Source organism: Mycobacterium lacus, from assembly GCF_010731535.1.
GTDB lineage: Bacteria > Actinomycetota > Actinomycetes > Mycobacteriales > Mycobacteriaceae > Mycobacterium > Mycobacterium lacus.
This window is the reverse complement of record NZ_AP022581.1, coordinates 1,170,625-1,191,401: the sequence shown is the minus strand read 5'-3', so window position 1 is coordinate 1,191,401 and position 20,777 is coordinate 1,170,625. Positions and strand designations below refer to the sequence as shown.

Below are 20,777 nucleotides of genomic sequence, written 5' to 3'. Positions count from 1 at the left end.
AGGGAGGTTGCGTGGGAACACTGCTGGTCGTCATCGCGGCGGCGCTGTTCATCGCGTCCGTCGTCGTTCTTTTCGTGGCGCTGCGGCGGCCCAAGCCGCCAAAGCCCGGCGTGGCGCGCCAGGATCCGCTGTCGTTCGACGCGATGCCGCAGTTCGGGCCGCGCTCGCTGGGACCCGGCGCGATCGTCAGCTACGGCGGCACCGACTACGTGGTCCGCGGGTCGGTCACCTACCGCGAGGGCCCGTTCGTCTGGTGGGAGCATCTGCTGGAGGGCGGCGACCGGCCGCTCTGGTTCAGCGTCGAGGAGGACGACGGGCGCCTGGAGCTGGCGATGTGGGTGAAGCGCACGGATCTTGCGCTGGAACCCGACGGCCAGCACGTGGTCGACGGGGTCACGTTTCGGGTGTCCGAGCGCGGCCACGCCGGGTACACCACCGAAGGCACCACGGGCCTGCCGGCGGGCGGCGAGATGGATTATGCCGACTACGCCAGCGCCGACGGGTCCGCGCTGCTGTCCTTCGAGCGCTGGGCGCCGGACATGCCGTGGGAGACATCGACGGGCAAGTCCGTGGCCACCGGCGAGCTCATCGTCTATCCCGCGCCCCCTGCCCCGGCGTAGCACCCCAGTGCCGCTTCACCAGCTCACCGTGGCGCCGGCGGACGTGTCCGGAGCACGGCTTGGGCTCGCGCTCAACGCGCCCGAACCGCAGCCACTGGCCGGCCACCGGCTGCGCCACCCCGGCGGCGGTGTGCTGCTGCTCGGCGTCCTCGGCGCCTCACATGTCGTCACCGTCGAGCACACCGCCGGGCGCTTCTCCGAGCAGGTGTCTTGTACCGACGGAGTCCACCTACCCGCGCACACCGACGCCCCCGGCTACCACCTCGAGTCCCGGACCGACACGCACGACGAGGCGACGTTCCGCCGGCTCGCCCGTGATCTTCGGGAACGTTGCGCGGCCGAAACCGGGTGGCTGGGCGGGACGTTTCCCGGCGATGACGCCGCGCTCACCGCGCTCGCCGCCGAGCCCGACGGCTCGGGCTGGCGCTGGTGGACCTGGCACCTATATCCGGCCCCTTCCGGCTCCGGCGGGACCGTGGTCCACACGGCCAGCCGGTGGCATCCATGAGCCGCAACCGCCTGCTCCTGGCTGCCGGCGCGCTGGCCGTCGCGGCCACGGCGTGCTTGATCTTCGGATTGGTGTTGCTGCACAAGGACATTGGCTCGTATATCGAGTCCCACTATCGCGAGTACTCCCGCGACGCGGACGGAACGCGCTACGCCTGCACCGGATCACCCAAGCAGGTGGCCGACACGCTCGCCGGCTATGCGGCCCCCGCGGCGCGCGCGGCCAGCGGCGACGACCAATACCTGCGCTACAGCGGCAACATCGTGATCGTCGGCCCGGACGGCAGCCATCCCTGCAGCATCCGAATCGAAGACCTGGGCGCCCGCTACAGCCACGGCGGATTCATCTTCCTCGGCCCCGGCTTTACCCCCGGATCCCCGGCGGGCGGCGGCGGGGGGAGCCCGGGCGGCCCGGGTGGGACCAAGTAGCGCGTCACAGTTAAGGAGACAACCGTGTACCTCGCCCTCGATTTCGGCACCGTCAACCTCGACCCGATCGTCCATGGCGTCGTCGCCGTCATCCTGTACTTCCTGGTCGGGGTCGTCGTCCTGATCGCCGGCTTCCTGATGGTCGACGTGCTCACCCCGGGAAATCTGCGCCGGCTGGTCTTCATCGACCGGCGCCCGAACGCCGTCGTCCTCGCCTCGGCGATGTATGTCGCGCTCGCGATCGTCATCATCACCGCGATCGCCAGCAGCTACAGCCAGCTCGGGCAGGGACTCCTCGGCGTGGCCGTATACGGAAGCGTCGGCGTCCTCATGCAGGGGGCGGCACTGCTCATCCTGGAAATCGCGGTGCCGGGCCGCTTCCGGGACCACGTCAACGAACCGCGGCTGCATCCCGGCGCGTTCGCCACCGCCACCATGCTGGTGGCCATCGCGGGAGTGATCGCCGCGGCCATCTCATGACGTCCACCGACACCCGACCGCAGGCGTCGGTCCGGTGGCGGGCCGTGCTGCTGGCCGCCGTCGCCGCGTGCGCGGCGTCCGGCATCATCTACGAACTCGCGCTGCTGACGCTGTCGGCGAGTTTGAACGGCGGCGGCGTCGTCGCCATGTCGCTGATCGTCGCGGGCTACATCGCCGCGCTGGGCGCGGGCGCCCTGCTGGTCAAGCCGCTGCTGGCGCACGCGGCCATCACCTTCATCGCCGTTGAGGTGCTGCTGGGCATTGTCGGCGGCTTGTCCGTGGCGGCGCTGTACGTGGTGTTCGCGTTCATCGACGACGAGTCGCTGTGGGTGCTGGTGCTGAGCACGGCGCTGATCGGGGGCCTGGTCGGCGCCGAGCTGCCGCTGCTGATGACGCTGCTGCAACGTGGCCGGGTGGCCCCTGGTGGCGACCCAGCCGCCGATACCGGCCGGACGCTGGCCAACCTCAACGCGGCCGACTATCTCGGCGCGCTGGTCGGCGGGCTGGTCTGGCCTTTTGTGCTGCTGCCGCAGCTGGGGATGATCCGCGGCGCGGCGGCCACCGGGATCGTCAACCTGGTGGCCGCGGGGGTCGTGTCGATCTTCCTGCTGCGACACGTCGTTTCGGCGCGGCAGCTGGTGACGGCGCTGACCGCGCTGGCCGCGGCGTTAGGGCTGCTGGCCACGCTGCTGGTGCGTTCGCACGACATCGAGACCACCAGCCGGCAACGCCTCTACGCCGACCCGATCATCGCCTACCGGCACTCTGCCTACCAGGAAATCGTCGTGACCCGCCGCGGCAGTGATATGCGCCTCTACCTCGACGGGGGTTTGCAGTTCTCCACCCGCGACGAATACCGCTACACCGAAAGCTTGGTCTACCCGGCGCTGGGCGGTGATTTCAAAGGCGCCGGCTCGGTGCTGGTGCTCGGCGGCGGCGACGGGCTGGCCGCCCGGGAACTGTTGCGCCAGAACGGCATTCAGCAAATCGTGCAGGTGGAGCTCGACCCGGCCGTCATCGAGCTGGCACGCACCACCCTGCGCGCGGCCAATGCCGGCTCGCTGGACGACCCGCGCGTGCGCGTGGTGATCGACGACGCGATGCGCTGGCTGCGGACGGCCTCCGGTCGCTTCGACGCCGTCATCGTCGACCTGCCCGACCCCGACACACCCGTGCTGGGTCGGCTGTATTCCACCGAGTTCTACGAGCTGGTGTCCCGCGCGTTGGCGCCCGGCGGGCTCATGGCCGTGCAGGCGGGCAGCCCGTTGTCGACGCCCGCCGCGTTTTGGCGGACCGTCTCGTCGATCCGCGCCGCCGGCTACGCGGTCACCCCCTACCACGTGTATGTGCCCACCTTCGGCGACTGGGGTTTCGCCCTGGCCCGCCGCGGGTCCGCCGCGCCGACCCCCACCGTGCCGCGTGATGCGCCGCCGCTGCGTTTCCTCGACCAGCGCGTGCTCGACGCCGCCACCACGTTCTCGGGCGACATCCGGCCCCGTCCGCTCGAGCCCTCCACGCTGGACAATCCGCGCATCGTCGACGACATGCGCCACGGGTACGACTAGTCCTACATGCGCATGCCATGCGCATCTACGGTTGAGGAGTGCCGGTTGCGATTCAGATCAAGGACGTCCCCGAAGAAGTGCGCGACGCCATCGCCGCACGTGCCGCGGCACGCGGCCAGACCACCCAGGTCTACCTGCGCGCACTTCTGCAGCGAGAGTTCCGCGCCGAGCGCAACAAGCAGCTACTCGAGAGCCTTGCCGGGCATCGCAGCCTCGACCTCAGTGGCGAGGAGGTGGTTCGGGAGGTTCGGCGTGGGCGCGAGGACGACGATTGATCGTCATCGACGCGAACGTCATAGTCATGGCGTTGGCCAGCCAGGCAGGGCAGGGCGACTCCGCACGTACCGCGATTATCGCCGACGACGATTGGATCGCTCCCGCGCACATGCCCCTGGAGGTGCTGCGCACTTTGCGCAAAGCCGTCCTCGGTGATCACCTGACCGTCGACGACGCCGAGGCGGCGTTCCGGGCGCTCATCGCGATGCGGGTCTGCACAAACCGAGCGTGAAACAACGCCACCTGCGCACTGACCGCCTGATACTCCGCGGCATGCGTGCCGAACAACGCCGCAATCGCCGCCGACACCTCATCACCGGCCGCCGGCAACACCGCCGTCGTCACCGCCGCCGCCGAATTAGCCGCGTTAATCGTCCAACCGATCCGTGCCACATCGGCCGCCCCAGCGGCCAGCAACTCCGGCGTCACCACCACAAACGACATCGGCCAACTCCCCAAGTCTCACGACGACTCGACCCGCGGCTGGCGAACTCACCAGGAGTCCGAAAGCGATCTCCGGCTGCCCGTCGTACATGTATCTGACCAGCGACTACACTCCGTCCGCCAATCATCCCGCGGCCTCACCCCCCACACACGGGCAAAATGTCCAATCCGTGCACGAATACGCGTTCAAAGTGCACAGTCGGCGCGACCCAGAGATGCTCCACCGCGCCAAGACGATCCGACCGACAAGCGACCACCACCGTACGACGATGATCTGCCATGGCAGCCGAAACGGTAAAATCTCTGCCATGCTTACAACCATCGATGCCGCGGGCCGTCTTGTATCGCTGTTGACTCGTGACGTGCGGGCGGTCAAGAGGTACGAGCAGTTGCGAGTGGAGTTCGAGATAGTCACCTGACCGCGGGAACCGTGCGGCTGGGCGTCATACGCTCTAGAATCGTTGTATGACGATGATCAGCTTTCGCGCGGACGACGCGGACGCGGCCGAAGCCGAGCGGTGGGCGCGGCGCCTGCACATCGACCGATCAGAGTTCCTTCGCGATGCGTTGCGCCGCCGCCTGGCCGAGCTCGCCGCCGACCAAGAGGCGCACGCCTACGCCGAGCAACCGTTGACAGACGCCGAGCAAGCCCTGGCCCAGATCGCCGACTGGGGACCCGCCGAAGACTGGGCCGACTGGGCCGATGCGCCGCGGTGAACTCTGGTTCGCCGCAACCCCCGGCGGCGACCGGCCCGTGCTCATCCTCACCCGAGATCCGGTCGCAGACCGGATCGGCGCCGTCGTCGTCGCAGCACTGACCCGCACCCGCCGAGGACTGGTCTCCGAGCTGGCACTAACCGTCTCCGACGACCGCGTGCCCAGCGACTGCGTGGTCAACTTCGACAACATCCACACCCTGCCGCGTTCCGCGTTTCGACGCCGCATCACCCGCTTATCCCCGGCACGGCTCCACCAGGTCTGCCACACCCTGCGCGCCAGCACCGGCTGCTGACGTTCCAGACCCAACCGCCCGGACCGGATCAGGGGATACCGCTGGCCCCGCCCGAGCCACCGGGGCGCCAAGGTGGCCGCCCGAGGGGGGATCACGGCACCCCGGCTGGCCCCACCGCCGTTGCCGCCGAGGCCGTTGTTGCCGGTGCCGCCCCGTGCCGCCGAATTGGCCGCGTTGATCGTTGAACCGATCCGCGCCACATCCGCGGCAGCCGCAGCCACCAACTCCGGCGCCACCACCACAAACGACATCCGCAACCTCCCAGGGTCTGTAGACGCCTCAATCCTTTGACTGGCGAAGCCGCCAGGAGGCGGATAGCGATCTCAGGCTGGCCGTTGCCCTGGTGCATGACCAGCGATTTCGCTTTGCGCGCCGATGATCACACGGCCATCACCACAGCACACGGGCAAGATCTCCAATGCGCGAAGGACCACTTGTGCAAACTGCATACCGGTCGTGCCGGGTGTTCACCCCCGCTCGCCAGATAGGAATAAAAACATAAAAACAGTATACTGGGTTTATGAAAACCACGCTCGACCTGCCTGACGAACTGATGCGCGCCATCAAGGTTCGCGCGGCGCAGCAGGACCGCAAGATCAAAGACGTCGTGGCCGAACTGCTCAGATCCGGTCTCTCCCAGGCGGACAGCGGGCCTGCGGCCCGAACACCGCGGCGCGTGCGGCTTCCCCTGGTGCAGTGTGGCGGCACGGCCACCCGTGAACGAGAGATGACACCGCAGCGTGTGGCCGCGGCCTTGCTCGACCAGGAGGCCGAGTGGTCATCCGGGCACGACGATGCTGCTCTGTGACACCAACATCTGGCTCGCGTTGGCCTTGTCGGGACACGGGCACCACAGTGCCGCGCGCGCGTGGCTGGACACGATCGATGCGCCCGCAGCCATCCATTTTTGCCGCGCAACCCAACAGTCGCTCCTGCGGCTGCTAACCAATCGGACCGTTCTGGGCGCATATGGCAGCCCACCACTGACCAACCGCGACGCATGGGCGGCCTATGCGGCGTTCCTCGACGACGACCGCATCGTGATGGCCGGTCGGGAACCCGATGGCTTGGAGGCCCAATGGAGAAGGTTCGCAGATCGCCAGTCGCCGGCACCCAAGGTCTGGATGGATGCCTACCTGGCCGCATTCGCGTTTACCGGCGGATTCGAGTTGGTGACGACTGACGCCGACTTCACCCAGTACAGCGGACTCGTTGTGCGGCTCCTGACCGAGTGACCGCGGTCGCCGACCGCGTGGATGCCGAACGCCCAACGCGAGCGAAGACGTGGCCGCGATTGTCACCCGGCGGCCCCGCGGGCGGCGGCCTGCTCCAACGGTCCGGTGTCGACCGCCTCACCGGACAGCGATGATGGCCAAACCGTGGTGTATTCCTGCGAAATCGGCTTCGTTGCGGGTAATGAGCGGCATTCCGAGCGCGACGGCTACCGCCGCAATGAGGAGATCGAATCGGCGCGGCTTCGGGTCTCGGCCAACGGCTCGAACCGTGGCGCACAATGCTCCGTAGATCCTTGCGGCGCCGGTATCGAAGGGAATCGGATCAAAGGTATTGATGATCCAGTGATAGCGCTGCTCGCGAGCGGCGTTGAGCAGCGGATCGGCGGTGTGCAAGCCGTAGGATAGCTCGGCAAGCGTGATGGTGCTGACCGCGGCCGCGGACGCATGCGCGGCAACGGCATTGGCCGGGTAGTCGATCACAACGGACGTGTCGAGTAGCGCCCGCTCGTGCAGGGTCATGTGGCGGCGCGCCACTTGTCGGTGTCGCTGTCGTCGATGGCACTGGCGAGGTCTTCGAGCTCATGAACGAACCGTTCCGCATCCCAGCGCGGAAGTTCGCTGATGCCTGCGGCGATCTGCGCCACCGGAACGAAGCGCGGCGGTCGATCGGGTCCGGAGTCCTTGTGCGGGATGAGGTCTGCCACCGGGACACCGTTTCGGGTAACGGTAAAGCGCTCACCCTGTTGCACCCGGCGCATGATCGCGCCGCTGTCGTTTCTCAGTTCCCGTTGACTCACCGGCGTCGCCATAGCACTAACGTAGCACAAAAGCGCTACGCGCGTGTTAAACGCCAAGCCAGGGTTGCCGGAGCTGTCAAATTGACGTCCTCCCCGCACTGGAATGCCGGGATTCCTCGTGCTGACCGGCTGTCTCGATAGACGATCATGCGGCGATCGCCGTGGGCTGGTCGGTGGTGAAGGTTCGCGCCGAGCGGCTCTGTCGCTTCAAGGCCCCGCGGGCGTTGATACGCGCCACTGATCGCCGATCAACGGACGACCCGTCAACAACCGCACCGGCCCATTGACCGCATCCAACACCGCCCGCTCCACCGCCCCCAACGGCGACACATTCGCCGCCTCCGCGGCCGCATACGCCCCCCCAGCCGAGGTCAAGGCCCGCACAAACTGTGCATGAAACCCCGCCGCCTGCGCACTGACCGCTTGATACTCCGCCGCGAACGTGCCGAACAGCCCCGCAATCGCCGCCGACACCTCATCACCGGCCGCCGGCAACACCGACGTCGTCCACGCCGCCGCGGCGCTATTAGCCGCACCCACCGACCGGCCAATGCCCGCCAAATCCGACACCGCCGCCGCCAAATTCTCCGGTGTAGCAATCACAAACGACATCGGACACCTCCAGCCAGCAAATGCCATAGCGACCCGGGGATCCTCCCGCACCAACGCATCACCGGCAGCGCACAACCATGCGCGATCGTCGCACCCACACCACCACATGCATACGGGCAAAACGCCCAACGATCGCCAACACCACGATGCACATTGCACATAGCCAGAAGGCGGGCCCACACCACGAGCACACGCGGACGCCCACCGGACGTAGTTCCCCGGTAGAAGATTTCGACGGCATCCGAACTTCGACCCGCCGCCGATTTCATCGGCCCTGTGCGCCGACAACCTCGATCCGGCAAGTCGGCCCGTGCGTGCGGGCGAGCCGTGCGTCGAGGGTCAATAGCGTCGCATCAAACGCCTCGGCAAGCGCGACGTAGAACGCATCCCATCCACGGACTGAATCCCGCAGCTGCCATGCCCGCTCCAGCAGCCACCGGTGCCCGAAACGCTCGCCCGGCCAGTCCCGCAGATCGGCGACGGCCTGCCCGGCGGCCGTCCCGTCCAACCGCCCCCGCAGGTACTGGGCGCGAATCACCCCCATCACCTCGACATCGATGACATGTGGGGCCGCCTGATCGGCGTCGGCGGCCAGACGCGCCGCGATCTCAGCTGCCCGCGGCGTGTCAGCTACGACCTCGAACAGACACGACGCGTCAACGACCAGCATCCGGCCACTCACCGCGCCACTCATCCAAGGTCGCCAGCACCTCGGCGGTGGACACCGTCGAGGGTCGGCGCCCAATCCGGGCTAGCCACTGCGCGACCGACGGCCGCGCAGCCAACCGGGCCGCTTCACGGCGCAGCAACTCCGGGACCGTGATCCCCTCCTCGGCGGCACGGCGCACTAAGCCCGCATACACCTCGTCGTCGATGTCACGAATCTGGACCGTCTTAGGCACTTTTGCATGTTATCATGCAATTTCGCATGCAGCCCAACGCATCGCGTTTTGGGCCGGCTCGTCACTCCTCGTCGAGCGCCGCCAGCACCTCGTCGGACACGTCGACGTTGGTCCACACGTTCTGCACGTCGTCGCTGTCTTCCAGCGCGTCGACGAGCCTGAACACCTTGCGGGCGCCGTCGAGGTCGACGGGCACGCTGACCGAGGGCTGGAAGCTGGCCTCGGCCGACTCGTAGTCGATGCCGGCGTCTTGCAACGCGGTGCGCACGGCGACCAGGTCCCCGGGCTCGGAGACGATTTCGAAGCTGTCGCCGAGGTCATTGACGTCCTCGGCGCCGGCGTCGAGCACCGCCGTCAACACGTCGTCCTCGGTCAGGCCGTTCTTTTCCAGGGTGACCACGCCCTTGCGGGAGAACAGGTAGGCCACCGACCCCGGATCGGCCATGGCGCCGCCGTTGCGCGTCATCGCCACCCGGACCTCGCTGGCGGCCCGGTTGCGGTTGTCGGTCAGGCACTCGATCAGCACCGCCACACCGTTGGGCGCGTAACCCTCGTAGGTGATGGTCTGCCAGTCGGCGCCGCCGGCCTCCTCGCCGGCACCACGCTTGCGGGCCTTCTCGATGTTGTCGTTGGGTACCGAACTCTTCTTGGCCTTCTGGATCGCGTCGTAGAGCGTCGGGTTGCCCGCCGGGTCACCGCCACCGACACGGGCCGCGACCTCGATGTTCTTGATCAGCCGGGCGAACATCTTGCCGCGGCGCGCGTCGATGACGGCCTTCTTGTGCTTGGTGGTGGCCCACTTGGAATGCCCACTCATCGGGGTGTCATACCTCTTCTTGTTGCTCGACAAGTTCGCCAGACGAGTCTACGTGGGTCGCGACGGTGCGTGTCTGTACGGCGACACGCCGCAATTGGTGTGCGATTGCGCACGCTCGCGCGCACGGGGCTTCAGTGCCGACCGTTGACGATGTCGACGAACAACCGGTGGATGCGCCGGTCCCCGGTCATCTCCGGGTGAAACGCCGTCGCCAGCACGACGCCCTGCCGCACCGCGACGATGTGGCCCGCGGCCCGCGCTAGCACCTGCACGCCGTCACCGGCGCGCTCGACCCATGGCGCCCGGATGAACACCGCCCGCACCGGGCCGTCGAGACCCGCGAACGCGATATCGCCTTCAAACGAGTCTACCTGGCGTCCAAAAGCGTTGCGCCGCACCGTCATATCGATCGCGCGCAACGGCAGCGCCGCGCGCCCGTTGGCCCCGGCGTCGAGGATCTCGCTAGCCAGCAGGATCATCCCGGCACACGCGCCGTAGGCCGGAAGCCCGTCGGCCAGCCGTGCCCGCAGCGGCTCTAGCAGGTCGAACTCCAGTAGCAGGTGGCTCATGGTGGTGGACTCCCCACCCGGGATGACCAACGCGTCCACCGAGTCGAGCTCGTCGCGGCGCCGGACGGTCATTGGATCGGCTCCGGATTCGCGCAGCGCTGCCAGGTGCTCCCGGGTGTCGCCTTGCAGCGCCAAGACGCCGACCCTTGGCGGGCTCATGGCCGGTACCCGCGCTTGTAGCGCGTCAGCCCCTCCTGCATGACCGCCGCTACCATCTCGCCGGACTGGGTAAAGATCTTGCCTTGGGTGAGCGCGCGGCCGCCGCAGGCCGAGGGCGAGGACTGGTCGTAGAGCAACCACTCGTCGGCCCGGAACGCCCGCATGAACCACATCGCGTGGTCCAGCGACGCCACCTGCAGATGTTCCCGCACGTCGAGGTGATTGACCTGCGCGGATCCCAGCAGTGTCAGGTCGCTCATGTAGGCCAGCGCACAGATGTGCAGCACCGGATCGTCGGGCAACCGCTCCCGGTGGCGAAACCACACCTGCTGCTGTGCGGCCTTGCCGGGCAGGAGCCGCAGGCGCTCCCGCGGCACGATGCAGACGTCCCACTCCTCGAACTGCCGGAACCCGGCGTCATCGAACACCTTGATCGAGTTCAGCCCCGGCAGGCCATCGGGTGGCGGCGCGGCCGGCATGGGGTCCTGGTGGTTGATGCCCTCCTGCTGGGTCTGGAACGACGCCCCCATGCTGAAGATGATCTCCCCGTGCTGGATGGCGTTGACCCGCCTGGTGGTGAAGGATCCGCCGTCGCGGGTGCGCTCGACCAGAAAAACCGTGCGCTCCCTGGCATCTCCGGGCCGCAGGAAGTAACCGTGCAGCGAGTGGACGAGGTAGCGCGGGTCGACGGTGCGCACCGCCGACACCAGCGACTGGCCGGCCACATGACCGCCGAAGGTGCGCTGCAGGAAACCCGACTCCGGGCTAAACACGCTACCGCGGTAGATGTTCACCTCGAGTTGTTCGAGATCAAGAATCTCCTCGATCGCCACGAAAGATTCTTACCAGCCGCGCTGGGCCAGGCGATGCGGCGCCGCGATCTCCTCCACGTTGATGCCCACCATCGGCTCGCCCAGCCCGCGCGACACCTTGGCCAGCACATCCGGGTCGTCGTAGAACGTGGTGGCCTTGACGATCGCGGCGGCACGGTGCGAAGGGGCGCCGGACTTGAAGATGCCCGAGCCCACGAAGACGCCCTCGGCGCCGAGCTGCATCATCATCGCCGCGTCGGCGGGTGTGGCGATGCCGCCGGCGGTGAACAGCGTGACCGGCAGCTTGCCGGCCCGGGCGACCTCGGCGACCAGCTCGTAGGGCGCCTGCAATTCCTTTGCCGCCACGAACAATTCGTCCTCGGACAGCGATGTCAGCCGGCGGATCTCGCCGCTGATGGCCCGCATGTGCGTGGTCGCGTTGGAGACGTCACCGGTGCCCGCCTCGCCCTTGGACCGGATCATGGCCGCACCCTCGCTGATGCGCCGCAGCGCTTCGCCCAGATTGGTTGCCCCGCACACGAACGGCACGGTGAACTTCCACTTGTCGATGTGGTGGTGGTAGTCGGCGGGGGTCAACACCTCGGACTCGTCGATGTAGTCCACGCCGAGGCTCTGCAGGATCTGCGCCTCGACGAAATGCCCGATCCGCACCTTGGCCATCACCGGGATGGTGACCGCGTTGATGATGCCCTCGATCATGTCGGGATCGCTCATCCGCGACACCCCGCCATGGGCCCGGATGTCGGCGGGCACCCGTTCCAGGGCCATCACCGCCACGGCGCCGGCGCCCTCCGCGATGCGGGCCTGCTCCGGGGTGACGACGTCCATGATGACGCCGCCCTTGAGCATCTCGGCCATGCCGCGCTTGACGCGGGCGGTGCCGGTCTGGCCGGAGGCCGACCCGGTCGACTCGGTGTCCACTGCTCTCCCTCGCTGTTTGGCTGCCCCCACCAGTCTAGTGGTGACCGACGGCCGAGTTTTCCGGCTCCGACGCTGTCGCCTCGTCGGCGAAAGTTTCACGGAAACCCGAAGATTGTGCCCGACGTGTCATAGGGTCTCTTGCTACCGGAGCGCTTGGACGTAGCGATGAGTTTCACCGTGTTGCCACCGGAATTGAATTCGGCGCGCATGTTCGCCGGTGCGGGCCCGGGCCCGATCCTGGCCGCGGCGGCCGCCTGGGACGGGCTGGCCGAAGAGTTGGAGGCCGCGGCGGGCTCGTTTGCGGCGGTGGCCTCGGGGCTGACGAGTGGGGCCTGGCAGGGTTCGGCATCGCTGGCCATGATGCGCGCGGCCGGCCCGTACCTGAGATGGCTAAGCACGGCGGCGGGTCACGCCGAGCTGACGGCCGTCCAGGCCCGGCTGGCGGCGAGCACATTTGAGGCGGCCCGCGCGGCCATCGTGAACCCGGCGATGATCGCGGCCAACCGAACTCGGCTGGTGTCGCTGGTGGCATCCAACCTGCTGGGCCAGAACTCCCCGGCGATCGCGGCCGCAGAGGCCGAATACGAGCAGATGTGGGCCCAGGACGTGGCCGCGATGTGCGGCTACCATGCCGGCGCGTCGGCGGCGGTCACACCGCTGGCGCCTTTTCAGGAGGGTTTGCAGCAGCTCCTGGCGAACCTGCCAGTCAGCGTGGATCTGACCACCGCCACCTTCAACGTGGGCACGGGAAACACCGGCGTCAACAACATCGGCAACGGCAACACCGGCAACGGAAACATCGGCGCCGGCAACTACGGCGACGGCAACGTCGGGATCGGAAACGTCGGCAACGGAAACGTCGGCATCGGGAACATTGGCAACTGGAACGTCGGCATCGGCAACACCGGCAACCGAATCTTCGGCTACGGGAACCCCGGTAGCGGCAACGTCGGCGTCCTGCTCATCGACGCGAACCAGGTCGGCGCCGGCGTCCCGGCGGAAGTCGCGTTGATCATGGGCGGCACGGGACTCAGCCCGCTACCTAAGCCCGGCGACGTGGAGTTGATTGAGCAGTTCATCACTCCCCATCACCCCTCGTACGTCGCGAAGTTCCTGGTAGTGCCCTCGAAGTTTTTTCCATTCACCGGGCTGGACAGCCTGACCCTCGACGCGTCCGTGGCCCAGGGCGTCGAGCGGCTGAACACCGCGATCATGGCGCAATACGCGGCGGGAAACCACACCATCGTCCTGGGCGCCTCCCAGAGCGCCGCGATAGCCACCCTCGAAATGCGCTACCTGCAGACCCTGCCGGCCGGCCTGCGCCCGGGCCCGGACGAGCTGTCCTTCGTGCTGTTCGGCAATCCCGACCGGCCCGACGGCGGCCTGCTGGCGCGTCTGCCCGGTTTCTCCATCCCGCCGTTGGGTTTCACGTGGTACGGCGCGACTCCCGCCGACGCCTACCCCACCGTCGATTACGCCGTCCAATACGACGGCGTCGCCGACTTCCCCCGCTACCCCCTGAATCTCCTGGCAACCGCCAACGCCATCGCGGGCTTCTTCTTTGTGCACCCCGCGTACGACACCCTGACGCCCGCCCAGATCGCGTCCGGTGTCGTCCAGCCGGCGTCTGCCGACAGCCTGACCACCTACATACTCATCCCCAGCGACGACTTGCCGCTGCTGCTGCCGCTGCGCGCCATCCCCTTTGTGGGAAACCCACTGGCCGAGCTGATCCAGCCGGATCTGCGGGTGCTCATCGAGCTGGGCTACGACCGCACCGGCTATCAGGATGTGCCCACGCCGTTCGGCCTGTTCCCGAACGTCGATCCGGCTGCGGTCGTGGCCGATCTGCAGCTGGGCGCCGTGCAAGGGGTCAACAACGCACTGGCCGAGCTGGGGTTACCGCCACCGCCGGTCCTTGCGTGTCAGCGGATCGACTGAGGGATACCGACGTCGTGGGCGGTCGCCGAGTCGTCCGCCAGCCGGTTGGCCTGCGACAACAGCTCGCCGAGTTGCAACGGGTACACCACCTGCCCGGCCGCGACCAGCCGCGCGATGTCGTCCGCGTCGCACCAGCGCGCCCCGTGGATGTAGCGGCGTTCCAGCTCGGTCCGCCCGGCGACGGACGGCTCGAACCGGCGCGTGCGGTGAACCAGGTAGAACTCCTCGCTGTCGATCATCGAGCCGTTGAACTCAAAGACCTCGTCGCGCCGCCAGATGGGTCCGACCATCTCGTCCGGCCCGACCCGCAGACCGGTTTCCTCGGCCAGCTCGCGTGCCGCGGCCTCGGCCAACCGCTCGCCGTGGCACACCTCGCCGCCGACGGTGAACCACCATTTCGGCGCGTCGCCGCCGACGGCCGGGTCCGAACCGCACAGCAACAGCACGGCGCCGCTCTCGTCGAGCAGCACCACCCGCGCCGAGGTGCGGTGGTTGCGCACGCCTTCGTGCGACAATGCGTGCGGTTTCTCGACGATCTCGAAATATGTTGGCAGCGCCGCGGTTCCGCCGAGGCGCAGCGCGCGCACCAGGCGTCGCTCGGCCAGCGCCAGGGTGTCGCGAACCGCGTCGTTGTGGAATCGGCGGGCCAGCAGCACGCGGGCCTCGGCGTCGGCCAACTCGGCGATCAGGGCCGCCGGCAGCGACGCCGGATCGACGGTCGCCAGCGCGGCGGAGAGCTCGTTTTCGCACGCCTCGCGCGCGTGCCGGGGCGCGCGCTCGGCGGCGTCGGCCAGCGCCACCAACCGCCTGCCCTCGGCGCTGGCCTTCGACGCACCGCCGTAGGCGTCGATCGCGACGGCGCGCGCCACCACCGCGCGCCGCGCCAGCGCGGCGTCCAGCGCCTGCCACGACAGGTCATAGCGGACGTTCAACCGGTTCAACCGGTTGGCCGTCTGATATCCCCAGGCGCCGACCAGGGTGACCAGCAGCACAACCAGCGCCGCAACGACCACCAGCAACCACGTCACTAGCTGGCCACCTGAACCTTGGCGCCCGTCCCGGCGACCGTCTCGTAGACCCGCATGATCTGGTTGGCCACCACCGACCAGTCGTAGCGGCGCACCGCCTCGGCGCCGGCCGCCACGTAACGCCGCCGCAGGGCGGCGTCGTGCAGCACCGCGATCAGCGCATCGGCCAACGCGGCGCTGTCGTCAACCGGCACCAGGCGGCCGACGTCACCGTCGCGCAGCACCCGCCGGAACGCATCCAGGTCGCTGGCCACCACGGGGGTGCCGGCGGCCATCGCCTCGACCAGGACGATGCCGAAGCTTTCGCCGCCGGTGTTGGGCGCGCAGTAGACGTCGGCGCTGCGCATCGCCGACGCCTTCGCGTCGTCGTCGACCTGGCCGAGAAAGCGGAGGTGCTCGACCAATCCGCTTGCCTGGGCCCGCAATTGGTCCTCGTCGCCGCGGCCGACGATCAGCAGCTGCACGTCGGGAAAACGCTCCACCACCGCGGGCAGCGCGTCGAGCAGGACCGCCATCCCCTTGCGCGGCTCGTCGTAACGGCCCAGGAACAGCACCGTCCTGCCCGGCCGCGGATACCCCGCCAGCCGCGGCGCCGACGCCAGCGCATCGACGTCGACCCCGTTGGGAATCTCGACCGCGTCCGAACCCAGCGCCTCCATCTGCCAGCGCCGGGCCAGGTCCGACACCGCGATCCGGCCGACGATCTTCTCGTGCCAGGGCCGCAGTACACCCTGGAAGACCGACAGGGTCAGCGATTTGGTGGTCGAGGTGTGAAACGTCGCCACGATCGGCCCCTCGGCCACCCGCAGGGCCCACATCGACAGGCTGGGCGCATTCGGTTCGTGCAGGTGCAGCACGTCAAAGTCGCCCTCCGCGAGCCAGCGTCGGACCCTGCCGTGTACCGCCGGACTGAACTGCAGCCGCGACACCGAACCGTTGTAGGGAATCGGGAACGCCCTGCCCGCCGAGACGACGTAGGAGGGCAGCGGGAGGTCCGGCGCGGCCGGCGCCAGCACGCTGACGTCATGCCCGCGGGCCCGCATCACCTCGGCCAGCTGCAACACGTGCGACTGCACCCCGCCCGGCACGTCGAGCGAGTACGGACAGACCATCCCGATCCGCATCAGGCCTCTTCCAGCCTCGCCCGCCGTTCGTCGGGAAGGTCGGCCAGCCACTGCGGCTGCAGCATGTGCCAGTCGGCCGGGTGGGCGGCGATGTTGTGCGCGAACCGGTCGGCCAGCGCCTGGGTGATGGCGCCGACGTCGCCGCTGCCGCAGCCGAGAGCCGGATGCACCGAAAACCCCCAGCCCTTGCCGCTATTCCAGCAGTGCACCGGGAGCAGCGCCGCCCCGGTCTCGATCGCGAGCTTCGCCGGCCCCGCGGGCATCCGGGTGGGTTCGCCGAAGAACTCGACCTCAACGCCGGTGCGGGTGAGGTCGCGCTCGGCCATCAGGCACACCACCCGGTTGGCCCGCAGCCGCTCGCACAGCACCTCGAAGGGTGGTCGCGAGCCGCCGGACGCCGCCAGCACCTCGAAACCGAGGCTCTCGCGGTAGGCGATGAAACGCCGGTACAGCGATTCGGGTTTGAGCCGCTCGGCGACCGTGGTGAAGGTGCCGTGGCGCTGCACCAGCCACACCCCGGCGACATCCCAGTTGCCGCTGTGCGGCAACGCCAGCACCGCGCCCCGCCCGGCATCCAACGCCTCGGCCACCAAATGCAGGTCGATGCCACCGGCATCGACCTGATTTGCCACCGCCCGGTGGTTCATCGTCGGGAGCCGAAAGACCTCCCGCCAGTAGCGGGCATAGGACGCCAGCGAGGCCCGCATCAGCGCGTCCGGCACATCGGCGGGCCGCACACCGATGACGCGGGCCAGGTTCTTGCGCAGCTGCTCAGGCCCGCCGTGGCGGGCCGCGTAGCGCGCCCCGGCGTCGAACGCGTTGCGCGCGGCGAATTCTGGCATCGCCCGCACCGCCATCCAGCCGGCCGCGTACGCCCAGTCGGTCGCCGTACCGGTGAACAGGCGGCGCGGGGCCTCGGTCACTTTCCAGCCCGCCAAAGTGGAGATCACGGCTCGCTCTTTCCCTGAGCAGCGACGCGATCGGTGGCGCCGGGCGAGGCGCGCACCGTGTGCAACCGCTGCGCGCAGGTGATCACGCTGGCCACCGCCAGCAGCCACATCCCCACGGGCAGCGCGGGCGGCCAGGCAACGAACGGAAAGTCCGACACGCCGGCGCCGGTCAACACGATGATCAACCGCTCCGGCCGTTCGATGAACCCGCCGCCGCCGCGCAGCCCGCTGGCTTCGGCCCGGGCCTTGATGTAGGAAATCACCTGCGAGGTGACCAGGCAGATCAGGGTGGCCACTGCCAGCAGCCTGTCGTGCATGTGAAATGCGATCCACCACAGCAGCCCGCAGAACACCGCGCCGTCGCTGATGCGGTCGCAGGCAGCGTCCAGCACGGCGCCGAAGCGGGTGCCGCCGCCGCGCTCCCGGGCCATCGCCCCGTCGAGCATGTCGAACAGCACGAAGAACCAGACCACGCACGCACCGGCGAACAGCTCGCCCATCGGGAAAAGCGTCAGCGCCCCCGCCACCGAGGCGGTAGTGCCCAGGATGGTGACCGCGTCCGGCGTGAGACCCACCCGCAGCAACGCCCTGGCCACCGGACTGGTGACCCGCGCGAACGCCGCCCGGGACAGGAACGGCAGTTTGCTCATGGTTGCCTCATGGCTGGCGAGCCCACTCGGTGGCCAGCAGCCGGCGAGTGTCGCGCAGCAACTGCGGGATCACCTTGGAACCGCCGATGATGGTGATGAAGTTCGCGTCGCCGCCCCACCGCGGCACGACATGGACGTGCAGGTGCTCGGCCAGCGACCCGCCCGCCGACGTCCCCAGGTTCAGTCCGACGTTGAAGCCGTGCGGCCGCGACACGCTCTTGATGACGCGAATTGCCTTCTGGGTGAACGCCATCAGCTCGGCGCTCTCCGGGCCGGTGAGATCTTCCAGTTCGGACACCCGCCGGTAGGGCACCACCATCAGGTGCCCGGGGTTATACGGGTAGAGGTTGAGCACGGCGTAGACGAGTTCGCCGCGCGCCACCACCAGGCCCTCTTCATCCGACAACTGCGGAATGTCGGTGAACGGCTGCTCGGCGCCGGCGGTGTCGCGCTTCAGCGGCGCCTCGGCGAGGTAGTTCATCCGGTACGGCGTCCACAACCGCTGCAGCTGGTCGTCCTGGCCGACGCCGCGGTCGAGGATGGTGTCGTCAGCGCGATCGGCGTGTTGCTCGTCAGCCACGGCCGGCCACTTTCACCAACTCGGCTGTCGGAGCGGCATTTTCGCGGTCGGCGATCCACTTGACGATGGCCGCGATCGCGTCGTCACGGGCCACCCCGTTGAGCTGGGTACGGTCACCGAACCGGAAACTCACCGCGCCGGCCTGCGCGTCGCGGTCGCCGGCCAGCAACATGAAAGGCACCTTCTGGTTGGTGTGGTGCACGATCTTCTTGGCCATCCGATCGTCGCTGCCGTCCACCTCTACCCGCACCCCGTGCGACTTCAGTCGCGCGGCAACCTCTTCCAGGTAGGCCACATGCTCGTCGGCGACCGGGATGCCGACCACCTGGACGGGCGCCAGCCACGCCGGGAACGCCCCCGCGTAGTGCTCGGTAAGGATGCCGAAAAACCGCTCGATCGACCCGAACAGGGCGCGGTGGATCATCACCGGGCGCTGGCGGGTCCCGTCGGCGGCGGTGTACTCCAGCTCGAAACGCTCCGGGAAGTTGAAGTCCAGCTGGATGGTCGACATCTGCCAGGTGCGGCCCAGCGCGTCCTTGACCTGCACCGAGATCTTCGGCCCGTAGAACGCCGCGCCACCAGGATCCGGCACCAGCTCCAGGCCCGATTCGGCGCCCACCTCGGCCAGCACGTTGGTGGCGTCCTCCCAGGCCTCCTCGGAGCCGACGAACTTCTCCGGGTCTTTGGTGGACAGTTCGAGATAGAAGTCGGCCAGCCCGTAGTCGCCGAGCAGGTCGAGCACGAACCGCAGCAGCGACCGCAGCTCGTCGCGCATCTGGTCGCGGCCGCAGAAAATGTGCGCGTCGTCCATGGTCAGCCCGCGCACCCGGGTCAGCCCATGCACCACGCCGGACTTCTCGTAGCGGTAGACCGTGCCGAACTCGAAGAGCCGCAACGGCAATTCGCGATAGGACCGGCCGCGCGCCCGAAAAATCAGGCAGTGCATTGGGCAGTTCATCGGCTTGAGGTAGTAGTCCTGGCCGGGTTTGCGCAGCGAGCCGTCCGCGTTGTACTCCGCGTCGATGTGCATCGGCGGGAACATGCCGTCGGCATACCAATCCAGGTGTCCCGAGGTGTGGAACAGCTGGGCCTTGGTGATGTGCGGGCTGTTGACGAACTGGTAGCCGGCGAGCGCGTGCTTGCGCCGCGAGTAGTCCTCGAGTTCCCGACGCACGATGCCGCCCTTGGGGTGGAAAACCGCCAGGCCGGAACCGATTTCGTCGGGAAAGCTGAACAGGTCCAGCTCCACGCCGAGCTTGCGGTGGTCGCGGCGCTGGGCTTCGGCGATCACCTCCAGGTGTCGCTCGAGCGCCTCCTGCGTCTCCCAGGCGGTGCCGTAGATCCGCTGCAGGCTGGCGTTGTTCTGGTCGCCCCGCCAGTAGGCGGCCGAGCTGCGGGTGAGCTTGAACGCCGGGATATGCCTGGTGGTCGGGATGTGCGGTCCGCGGCACAGGTCGCTCCAAACCCGCTCGCGGGTCCGGGGATTGAGGTTGTCGTAGGCGGTGAGCTCGTCGCCCCCGACCTCCATGATCTCGGCGTCACCGGACTTGTCGTCGACCAGCTCGAGTTTGTAGGGCTCGTCGGCCAGCTCCTCGCGGGCCCGCTCCGTGCACTCGTAGACCCGCCGGTCGAACAACTGTCCGTCCTTGACGATCTGGCGCATCCGCTTTTCCAGCGCCGCCAGGTCCTCGGGCGTGAACGGTTCTGCCACGTCGAAGTCGTAGTAGAAACCGTCGGTGATCGGTGGCCCGATCCCCAGCTTGGCCTCCGGGAACAGGTCTTGGACGGCCTGGGCCAAAACGTGGGCGGTCGAATGGCGGATCACGCTGCGACCGTCCTCGGTGTTGGCGGCCACCGGGGTGACCTCCGTGTCGACGTCGGGCACCCAGCTCAAGTCGCGCAGCTTGCCGTCGGCGTCGCGCACCACCACGATCGCGTCGGGTGCACCGCGCCCCGGCAACCCCGCCTCGCCGACCGCGGCCGCCGCGGTGGTCCCCGCAGGAACCCGGATCGGGGCTTGCGGCGGCCGCAAACCCGACGCTGGGGGTGCCACCCGCTCGCGCGGGGCCGGGTGCCGCGGGTCGCCGCCGTCGGCTACTCGGGTGCGGTGTGCGGGGGCGCTCATCGGGTTGGTCTCCAAGGCTAGGTGTGTCGGAGGGACGCGACCATGCTATCGGGGCGGACGCCGACGACCGTAAGCCGATCAACCGGGTGGGGGTTGGGTTTCCGGCCGGCCGGGGGGCAAACCGGCCCGCCCGGCGACGATGCGGTCCGCGCGGCGGACCGAGGAGGAGGCGGGCAATCCGGCCCGCCCGGCGCTTAGCTA

Annotated in this window: 25 protein-coding genes and 3 pseudogenes; 11 read left to right on the top strand and 17 right to left on the bottom strand. The window is 68.5% G+C overall.

What is annotated here, in order from left to right; all coding sequences use genetic code 11:
• Positions 1–11 precede the first annotated feature (11 nt).
• The 6 genes from G6N24_RS05610 to G6N24_RS05585 are packed head-to-tail and all read left to right on the top strand — an operon-like array spanning position 12 to position 3,876.
• Entirely contained in the window at positions 12–620 is a 609-nt protein-coding gene (locus G6N24_RS05610; RefSeq protein WP_085156761.1) for a DUF4178 domain-containing protein, read from the top strand.
• Positions 621–627: 7 nt separating this feature from the next.
• Entirely contained in the window at positions 628–1,128 is a 501-nt protein-coding gene (locus tag G6N24_RS05605) for a DUF2617 family protein (protein WP_085156764.1), read from the top strand.
• A complete protein-coding gene (locus tag G6N24_RS05600) occupies positions 1,125–1,556 on the top strand; it encodes a DUF4247 domain-containing protein (RefSeq protein ID WP_085156767.1) in 432 nt (143 codons plus the stop codon). Before G6N24_RS05605 ends, G6N24_RS05600 begins: the two co-directional genes overlap by 4 nt.
• Before the next feature lie 24 nt (positions 1,557–1,580).
• Positions 1,581–2,036, top strand: coding sequence for a DUF350 domain-containing protein (locus G6N24_RS05595; RefSeq protein WP_085156770.1), 456 nt, complete (start codon positions 1,581–1,583; stop codon positions 2,034–2,036).
• Positions 2,033–3,601 (top strand): polyamine aminopropyltransferase, encoded by a 1,569-nt coding sequence (locus tag G6N24_RS05590; protein WP_085156773.1) that lies wholly within the window; start codon positions 2,033–2,035, stop codon positions 3,599–3,601. The genes G6N24_RS05595 and G6N24_RS05590 overlap by 4 nt, the downstream gene beginning before the upstream one ends.
• Before the next feature lie 38 nt (positions 3,602–3,639).
• On the top strand, positions 3,640–3,876 hold the full coding sequence (locus G6N24_RS05585; RefSeq protein WP_085156776.1) for a FitA-like ribbon-helix-helix domain-containing protein: 237 nt from the start codon (positions 3,640–3,642) through the stop codon (positions 3,874–3,876).
• Positions 3,877–4,042: 166 nt separating this feature from the next.
• Here the strand turns inward: G6N24_RS05585 and G6N24_RS05580 are convergent.
• A pseudogene (locus G6N24_RS05580) lies at positions 4,043–4,321 on the bottom strand (PE family protein); the annotation flags it as partial.
• A 471-nt stretch (positions 4,322–4,792) separates the two neighbouring features.
• Between G6N24_RS05580 and G6N24_RS05575 the strand changes: the two are divergent.
• Together G6N24_RS05575 and G6N24_RS05570 are read left to right on the top strand one after the other, a co-directional pair.
• The gene (locus G6N24_RS05575; RefSeq protein WP_139822201.1) at positions 4,793–5,038 is read left to right on the top strand and encodes a ribbon-helix-helix protein, CopG family; all 246 of its coding nucleotides are present in this window, start codon (positions 4,793–4,795) and stop codon (positions 5,036–5,038) included.
• Positions 5,025–5,333: a type II toxin-antitoxin system PemK/MazF family toxin gene (locus G6N24_RS05570; RefSeq protein ID WP_085156790.1), complete on the top strand. Its 309-nt coding sequence runs from the start codon at positions 5,025–5,027 to the stop codon at positions 5,331–5,333. Before G6N24_RS05575 ends, G6N24_RS05570 begins: the two co-directional genes overlap by 14 nt.
• Positions 5,334–5,476: 143 nt before the next feature.
• Here G6N24_RS05570 and G6N24_RS25705 read toward each other — a convergent pair.
• Positions 5,477–5,584, bottom strand: a pseudogene (locus tag G6N24_RS25705) (PE domain-containing protein); the annotation flags it as partial.
• Between the two features lie 269 nt (positions 5,585–5,853).
• Here G6N24_RS25705 and G6N24_RS05560 point away from each other — a divergent pair.
• On the top strand, positions 5,854–6,141 hold the full coding sequence (locus G6N24_RS05560; RefSeq protein ID WP_085156793.1) for an antitoxin: 288 nt from the start codon (positions 5,854–5,856) through the stop codon (positions 6,139–6,141).
• Positions 6,128–6,568 (top strand): type II toxin-antitoxin system VapC family toxin, encoded by a 441-nt coding sequence (locus tag G6N24_RS05555; protein WP_085156796.1) that lies wholly within the window; start codon positions 6,128–6,130, stop codon positions 6,566–6,568. Before G6N24_RS05560 ends, G6N24_RS05555 begins: the two co-directional genes overlap by 14 nt.
• 117 nt (positions 6,569–6,685) lie before the next feature.
• Here G6N24_RS05555 and G6N24_RS05550 read toward each other — a convergent pair whose 3' ends face one another.
• From G6N24_RS05550 to pdxS, 9 genes and pseudogenes are all read right to left on the bottom strand, one after another.
• Positions 6,686–7,087, bottom strand: a complete 402-nt coding sequence (locus tag G6N24_RS05550; protein ID WP_085156799.1) for a PIN domain-containing protein — start codon at positions 7,085–7,087, stop codon at positions 6,686–6,688.
• Positions 7,084–7,377, bottom strand: coding sequence for a type II toxin-antitoxin system Phd/YefM family antitoxin (locus G6N24_RS05545; RefSeq protein WP_085156802.1), 294 nt, complete (start codon positions 7,375–7,377; stop codon positions 7,084–7,086). The genes G6N24_RS05550 and G6N24_RS05545 overlap by 4 nt, the downstream gene beginning before the upstream one ends.
• Before the next feature lie 228 nt (positions 7,378–7,605).
• Positions 7,606–7,977 (bottom strand): annotated as a pseudogene (locus G6N24_RS05540) (PE family protein); the annotation flags it as partial.
• 265 nt (positions 7,978–8,242) lie between these two features.
• Positions 8,243–8,671, bottom strand: coding sequence for a type II toxin-antitoxin system VapC family toxin (locus G6N24_RS05535; RefSeq protein WP_232070693.1), 429 nt, complete (start codon positions 8,669–8,671; stop codon positions 8,243–8,245).
• Positions 8,634–8,879, bottom strand: a complete 246-nt coding sequence (locus G6N24_RS05530) for a hypothetical protein (RefSeq protein WP_085156810.1) — start codon at positions 8,877–8,879, stop codon at positions 8,634–8,636. The genes G6N24_RS05535 and G6N24_RS05530 overlap by 38 nt, the downstream gene beginning before the upstream one ends.
• A 61-nt stretch (positions 8,880–8,940) precedes the next feature.
• On the bottom strand, positions 8,941–9,696 hold the full coding sequence (locus G6N24_RS05525; protein WP_085156813.1) for a YebC/PmpR family DNA-binding transcriptional regulator: 756 nt from the start codon (positions 9,694–9,696) through the stop codon (positions 8,941–8,943).
• A 131-nt stretch (positions 9,697–9,827) separates the two neighbouring features.
• Positions 9,828–10,424 carry a pyridoxal 5'-phosphate synthase glutaminase subunit PdxT gene (pdxT, locus tag G6N24_RS05520; protein WP_085156816.1) on the bottom strand — a complete coding sequence of 199 codons (597 nt, stop codon included), beginning with the start codon at positions 10,422–10,424 and terminating at the stop codon, positions 9,828–9,830.
• Entirely contained in the window at positions 10,421–11,257 is an 837-nt protein-coding gene (gene tesB, locus G6N24_RS05515; RefSeq protein WP_085156819.1) for an acyl-CoA thioesterase II, read from the bottom strand. The genes pdxT and tesB overlap by 4 nt, the downstream gene beginning before the upstream one ends.
• A gap of 9 nt (positions 11,258–11,266) precedes the next feature.
• On the bottom strand, positions 11,267–12,115 hold the full coding sequence (gene pdxS / locus G6N24_RS05510) for a pyridoxal 5'-phosphate synthase lyase subunit PdxS (RefSeq protein ID WP_232070772.1): 849 nt from the start codon (positions 12,113–12,115) through the stop codon (positions 11,267–11,269).
• A gap of 228 nt (positions 12,116–12,343) precedes the next feature.
• On the opposite strand from pdxS, the gene G6N24_RS05505 reads away from it, so the two are divergent.
• A complete protein-coding gene (locus tag G6N24_RS05505) occupies positions 12,344–14,119 on the top strand; it encodes a PE-PPE domain-containing protein (protein ID WP_085156825.1) in 1,776 nt (591 codons plus the stop codon).
• Here G6N24_RS05505 and G6N24_RS05500 read toward each other — a convergent pair.
• The 6 genes from G6N24_RS05500 to thrS are packed head-to-tail and all read right to left on the bottom strand — an operon-like array spanning position 14,104 to position 20,576.
• Positions 14,104–15,147, bottom strand: coding sequence for an NUDIX hydrolase (locus G6N24_RS05500; RefSeq protein ID WP_085156827.1), 1,044 nt, complete (start codon positions 15,145–15,147; stop codon positions 14,104–14,106). The two genes, G6N24_RS05505 and G6N24_RS05500, sit on opposite strands and share 16 nt — an antisense overlap.
• Positions 15,147–16,271 carry a glycosyltransferase family 4 protein gene (locus tag G6N24_RS05495; protein ID WP_085156830.1) on the bottom strand — a complete coding sequence of 375 codons (1,125 nt, stop codon included), beginning with the start codon at positions 16,269–16,271 and terminating at the stop codon, positions 15,147–15,149. The genes G6N24_RS05500 and G6N24_RS05495 overlap by 1 nt, the downstream gene beginning before the upstream one ends.
• Entirely contained in the window at positions 16,271–17,221 is a 951-nt protein-coding gene (locus G6N24_RS05490) for a phosphatidylinositol mannoside acyltransferase (protein WP_085156833.1), read from the bottom strand. Before G6N24_RS05490 ends, G6N24_RS05495 begins: the two co-directional genes overlap by 1 nt.
• Positions 17,218–17,871: a phosphatidylinositol phosphate synthase gene (gene pgsA / locus G6N24_RS05485; RefSeq protein WP_085156835.1), complete on the bottom strand. Its 654-nt coding sequence runs from the start codon at positions 17,869–17,871 to the stop codon at positions 17,218–17,220. The genes G6N24_RS05490 and pgsA overlap by 4 nt, the downstream gene beginning before the upstream one ends.
• Positions 17,872–17,878: 7 nt before the next feature.
• Complete coding sequence (locus G6N24_RS05480) at positions 17,879–18,451, bottom strand: HIT family protein (RefSeq protein WP_085156838.1); 573 nt, start codon at positions 18,449–18,451, stop codon at positions 17,879–17,881.
• Positions 18,444–20,576, bottom strand: coding sequence for a threonine--tRNA ligase (gene thrS, locus G6N24_RS05475; protein WP_085156841.1), 2,133 nt, complete (start codon positions 20,574–20,576; stop codon positions 18,444–18,446). The genes G6N24_RS05480 and thrS overlap by 8 nt, the downstream gene beginning before the upstream one ends.
• Positions 20,577–20,777: the final 201 nt, after the last annotated feature.

Bases quoted from the DNA above. Each gene is read 5' to 3' on its own strand.
- G6N24_RS05600 (WP_085156767.1), top strand. From the start codon at position 1,125: ATGAGCCGCAACCGCCTGCTCCTGGCTGCCGGCGCGCTGGCCGTCGCG.
- G6N24_RS05590 (WP_085156773.1), top strand. From the start codon at position 2,033: ATGACGTCCACCGACACCCGACCGCAGGCGTCGGTCCGGTGGCGGGCC.
- G6N24_RS05575 (WP_139822201.1), top strand. From the start codon at position 4,793: ATGATCAGCTTTCGCGCGGACGACGCGGACGCGGCCGAAGCCGAGCGG.
- G6N24_RS05570 (WP_085156790.1), top strand. From the start codon at position 5,025: ATGCGCCGCGGTGAACTCTGGTTCGCCGCAACCCCCGGCGGCGACCGG.
- G6N24_RS05560 (WP_085156793.1), top strand. From the start codon at position 5,854: ATGAAAACCACGCTCGACCTGCCTGACGAACTGATGCGCGCCATCAAG.
- G6N24_RS05555 (WP_085156796.1), top strand. From the start codon at position 6,128: ATGCTGCTCTGTGACACCAACATCTGGCTCGCGTTGGCCTTGTCGGGA.
- G6N24_RS05550 (WP_085156799.1), bottom strand. From the start codon at position 7,087: ATGACCCTGCACGAGCGGGCGCTACTCGACACGTCCGTTGTGATCGAC.
- G6N24_RS05545 (WP_085156802.1), bottom strand. From the start codon at position 7,377: ATGGCGACGCCGGTGAGTCAACGGGAACTGAGAAACGACAGCGGCGCG.
- G6N24_RS05535 (WP_232070693.1), bottom strand. From the start codon at position 8,671: ATGAGTGGCGCGGTGAGTGGCCGGATGCTGGTCGTTGACGCGTCGTGT.
- G6N24_RS05525 (WP_085156813.1), bottom strand. From the start codon at position 9,696: ATGAGTGGGCATTCCAAGTGGGCCACCACCAAGCACAAGAAGGCCGTC.
- pdxT (WP_085156816.1), bottom strand. From the start codon at position 10,424: ATGAGCCCGCCAAGGGTCGGCGTCTTGGCGCTGCAAGGCGACACCCGG.
- pdxS (WP_232070772.1), bottom strand. From the start codon at position 12,115: ATGGCCGAGATGCTCAAGGGCGGCGTCATCATGGACGTCGTCACCCCG.
- G6N24_RS05505 (WP_085156825.1), top strand. From the start codon at position 12,344: ATGAGTTTCACCGTGTTGCCACCGGAATTGAATTCGGCGCGCATGTTC.
- G6N24_RS05495 (WP_085156830.1), bottom strand. From the start codon at position 16,271: ATGCGGATCGGGATGGTCTGTCCGTACTCGCTCGACGTGCCGGGCGGG.
- pgsA (WP_085156835.1), bottom strand. From the start codon at position 17,871: ATGAGCAAACTGCCGTTCCTGTCCCGGGCGGCGTTCGCGCGGGTCACC.
- thrS (WP_085156841.1), bottom strand. From the start codon at position 20,576: ATGAGCGCCCCCGCACACCGCACCCGAGTAGCCGACGGCGGCGACCCG.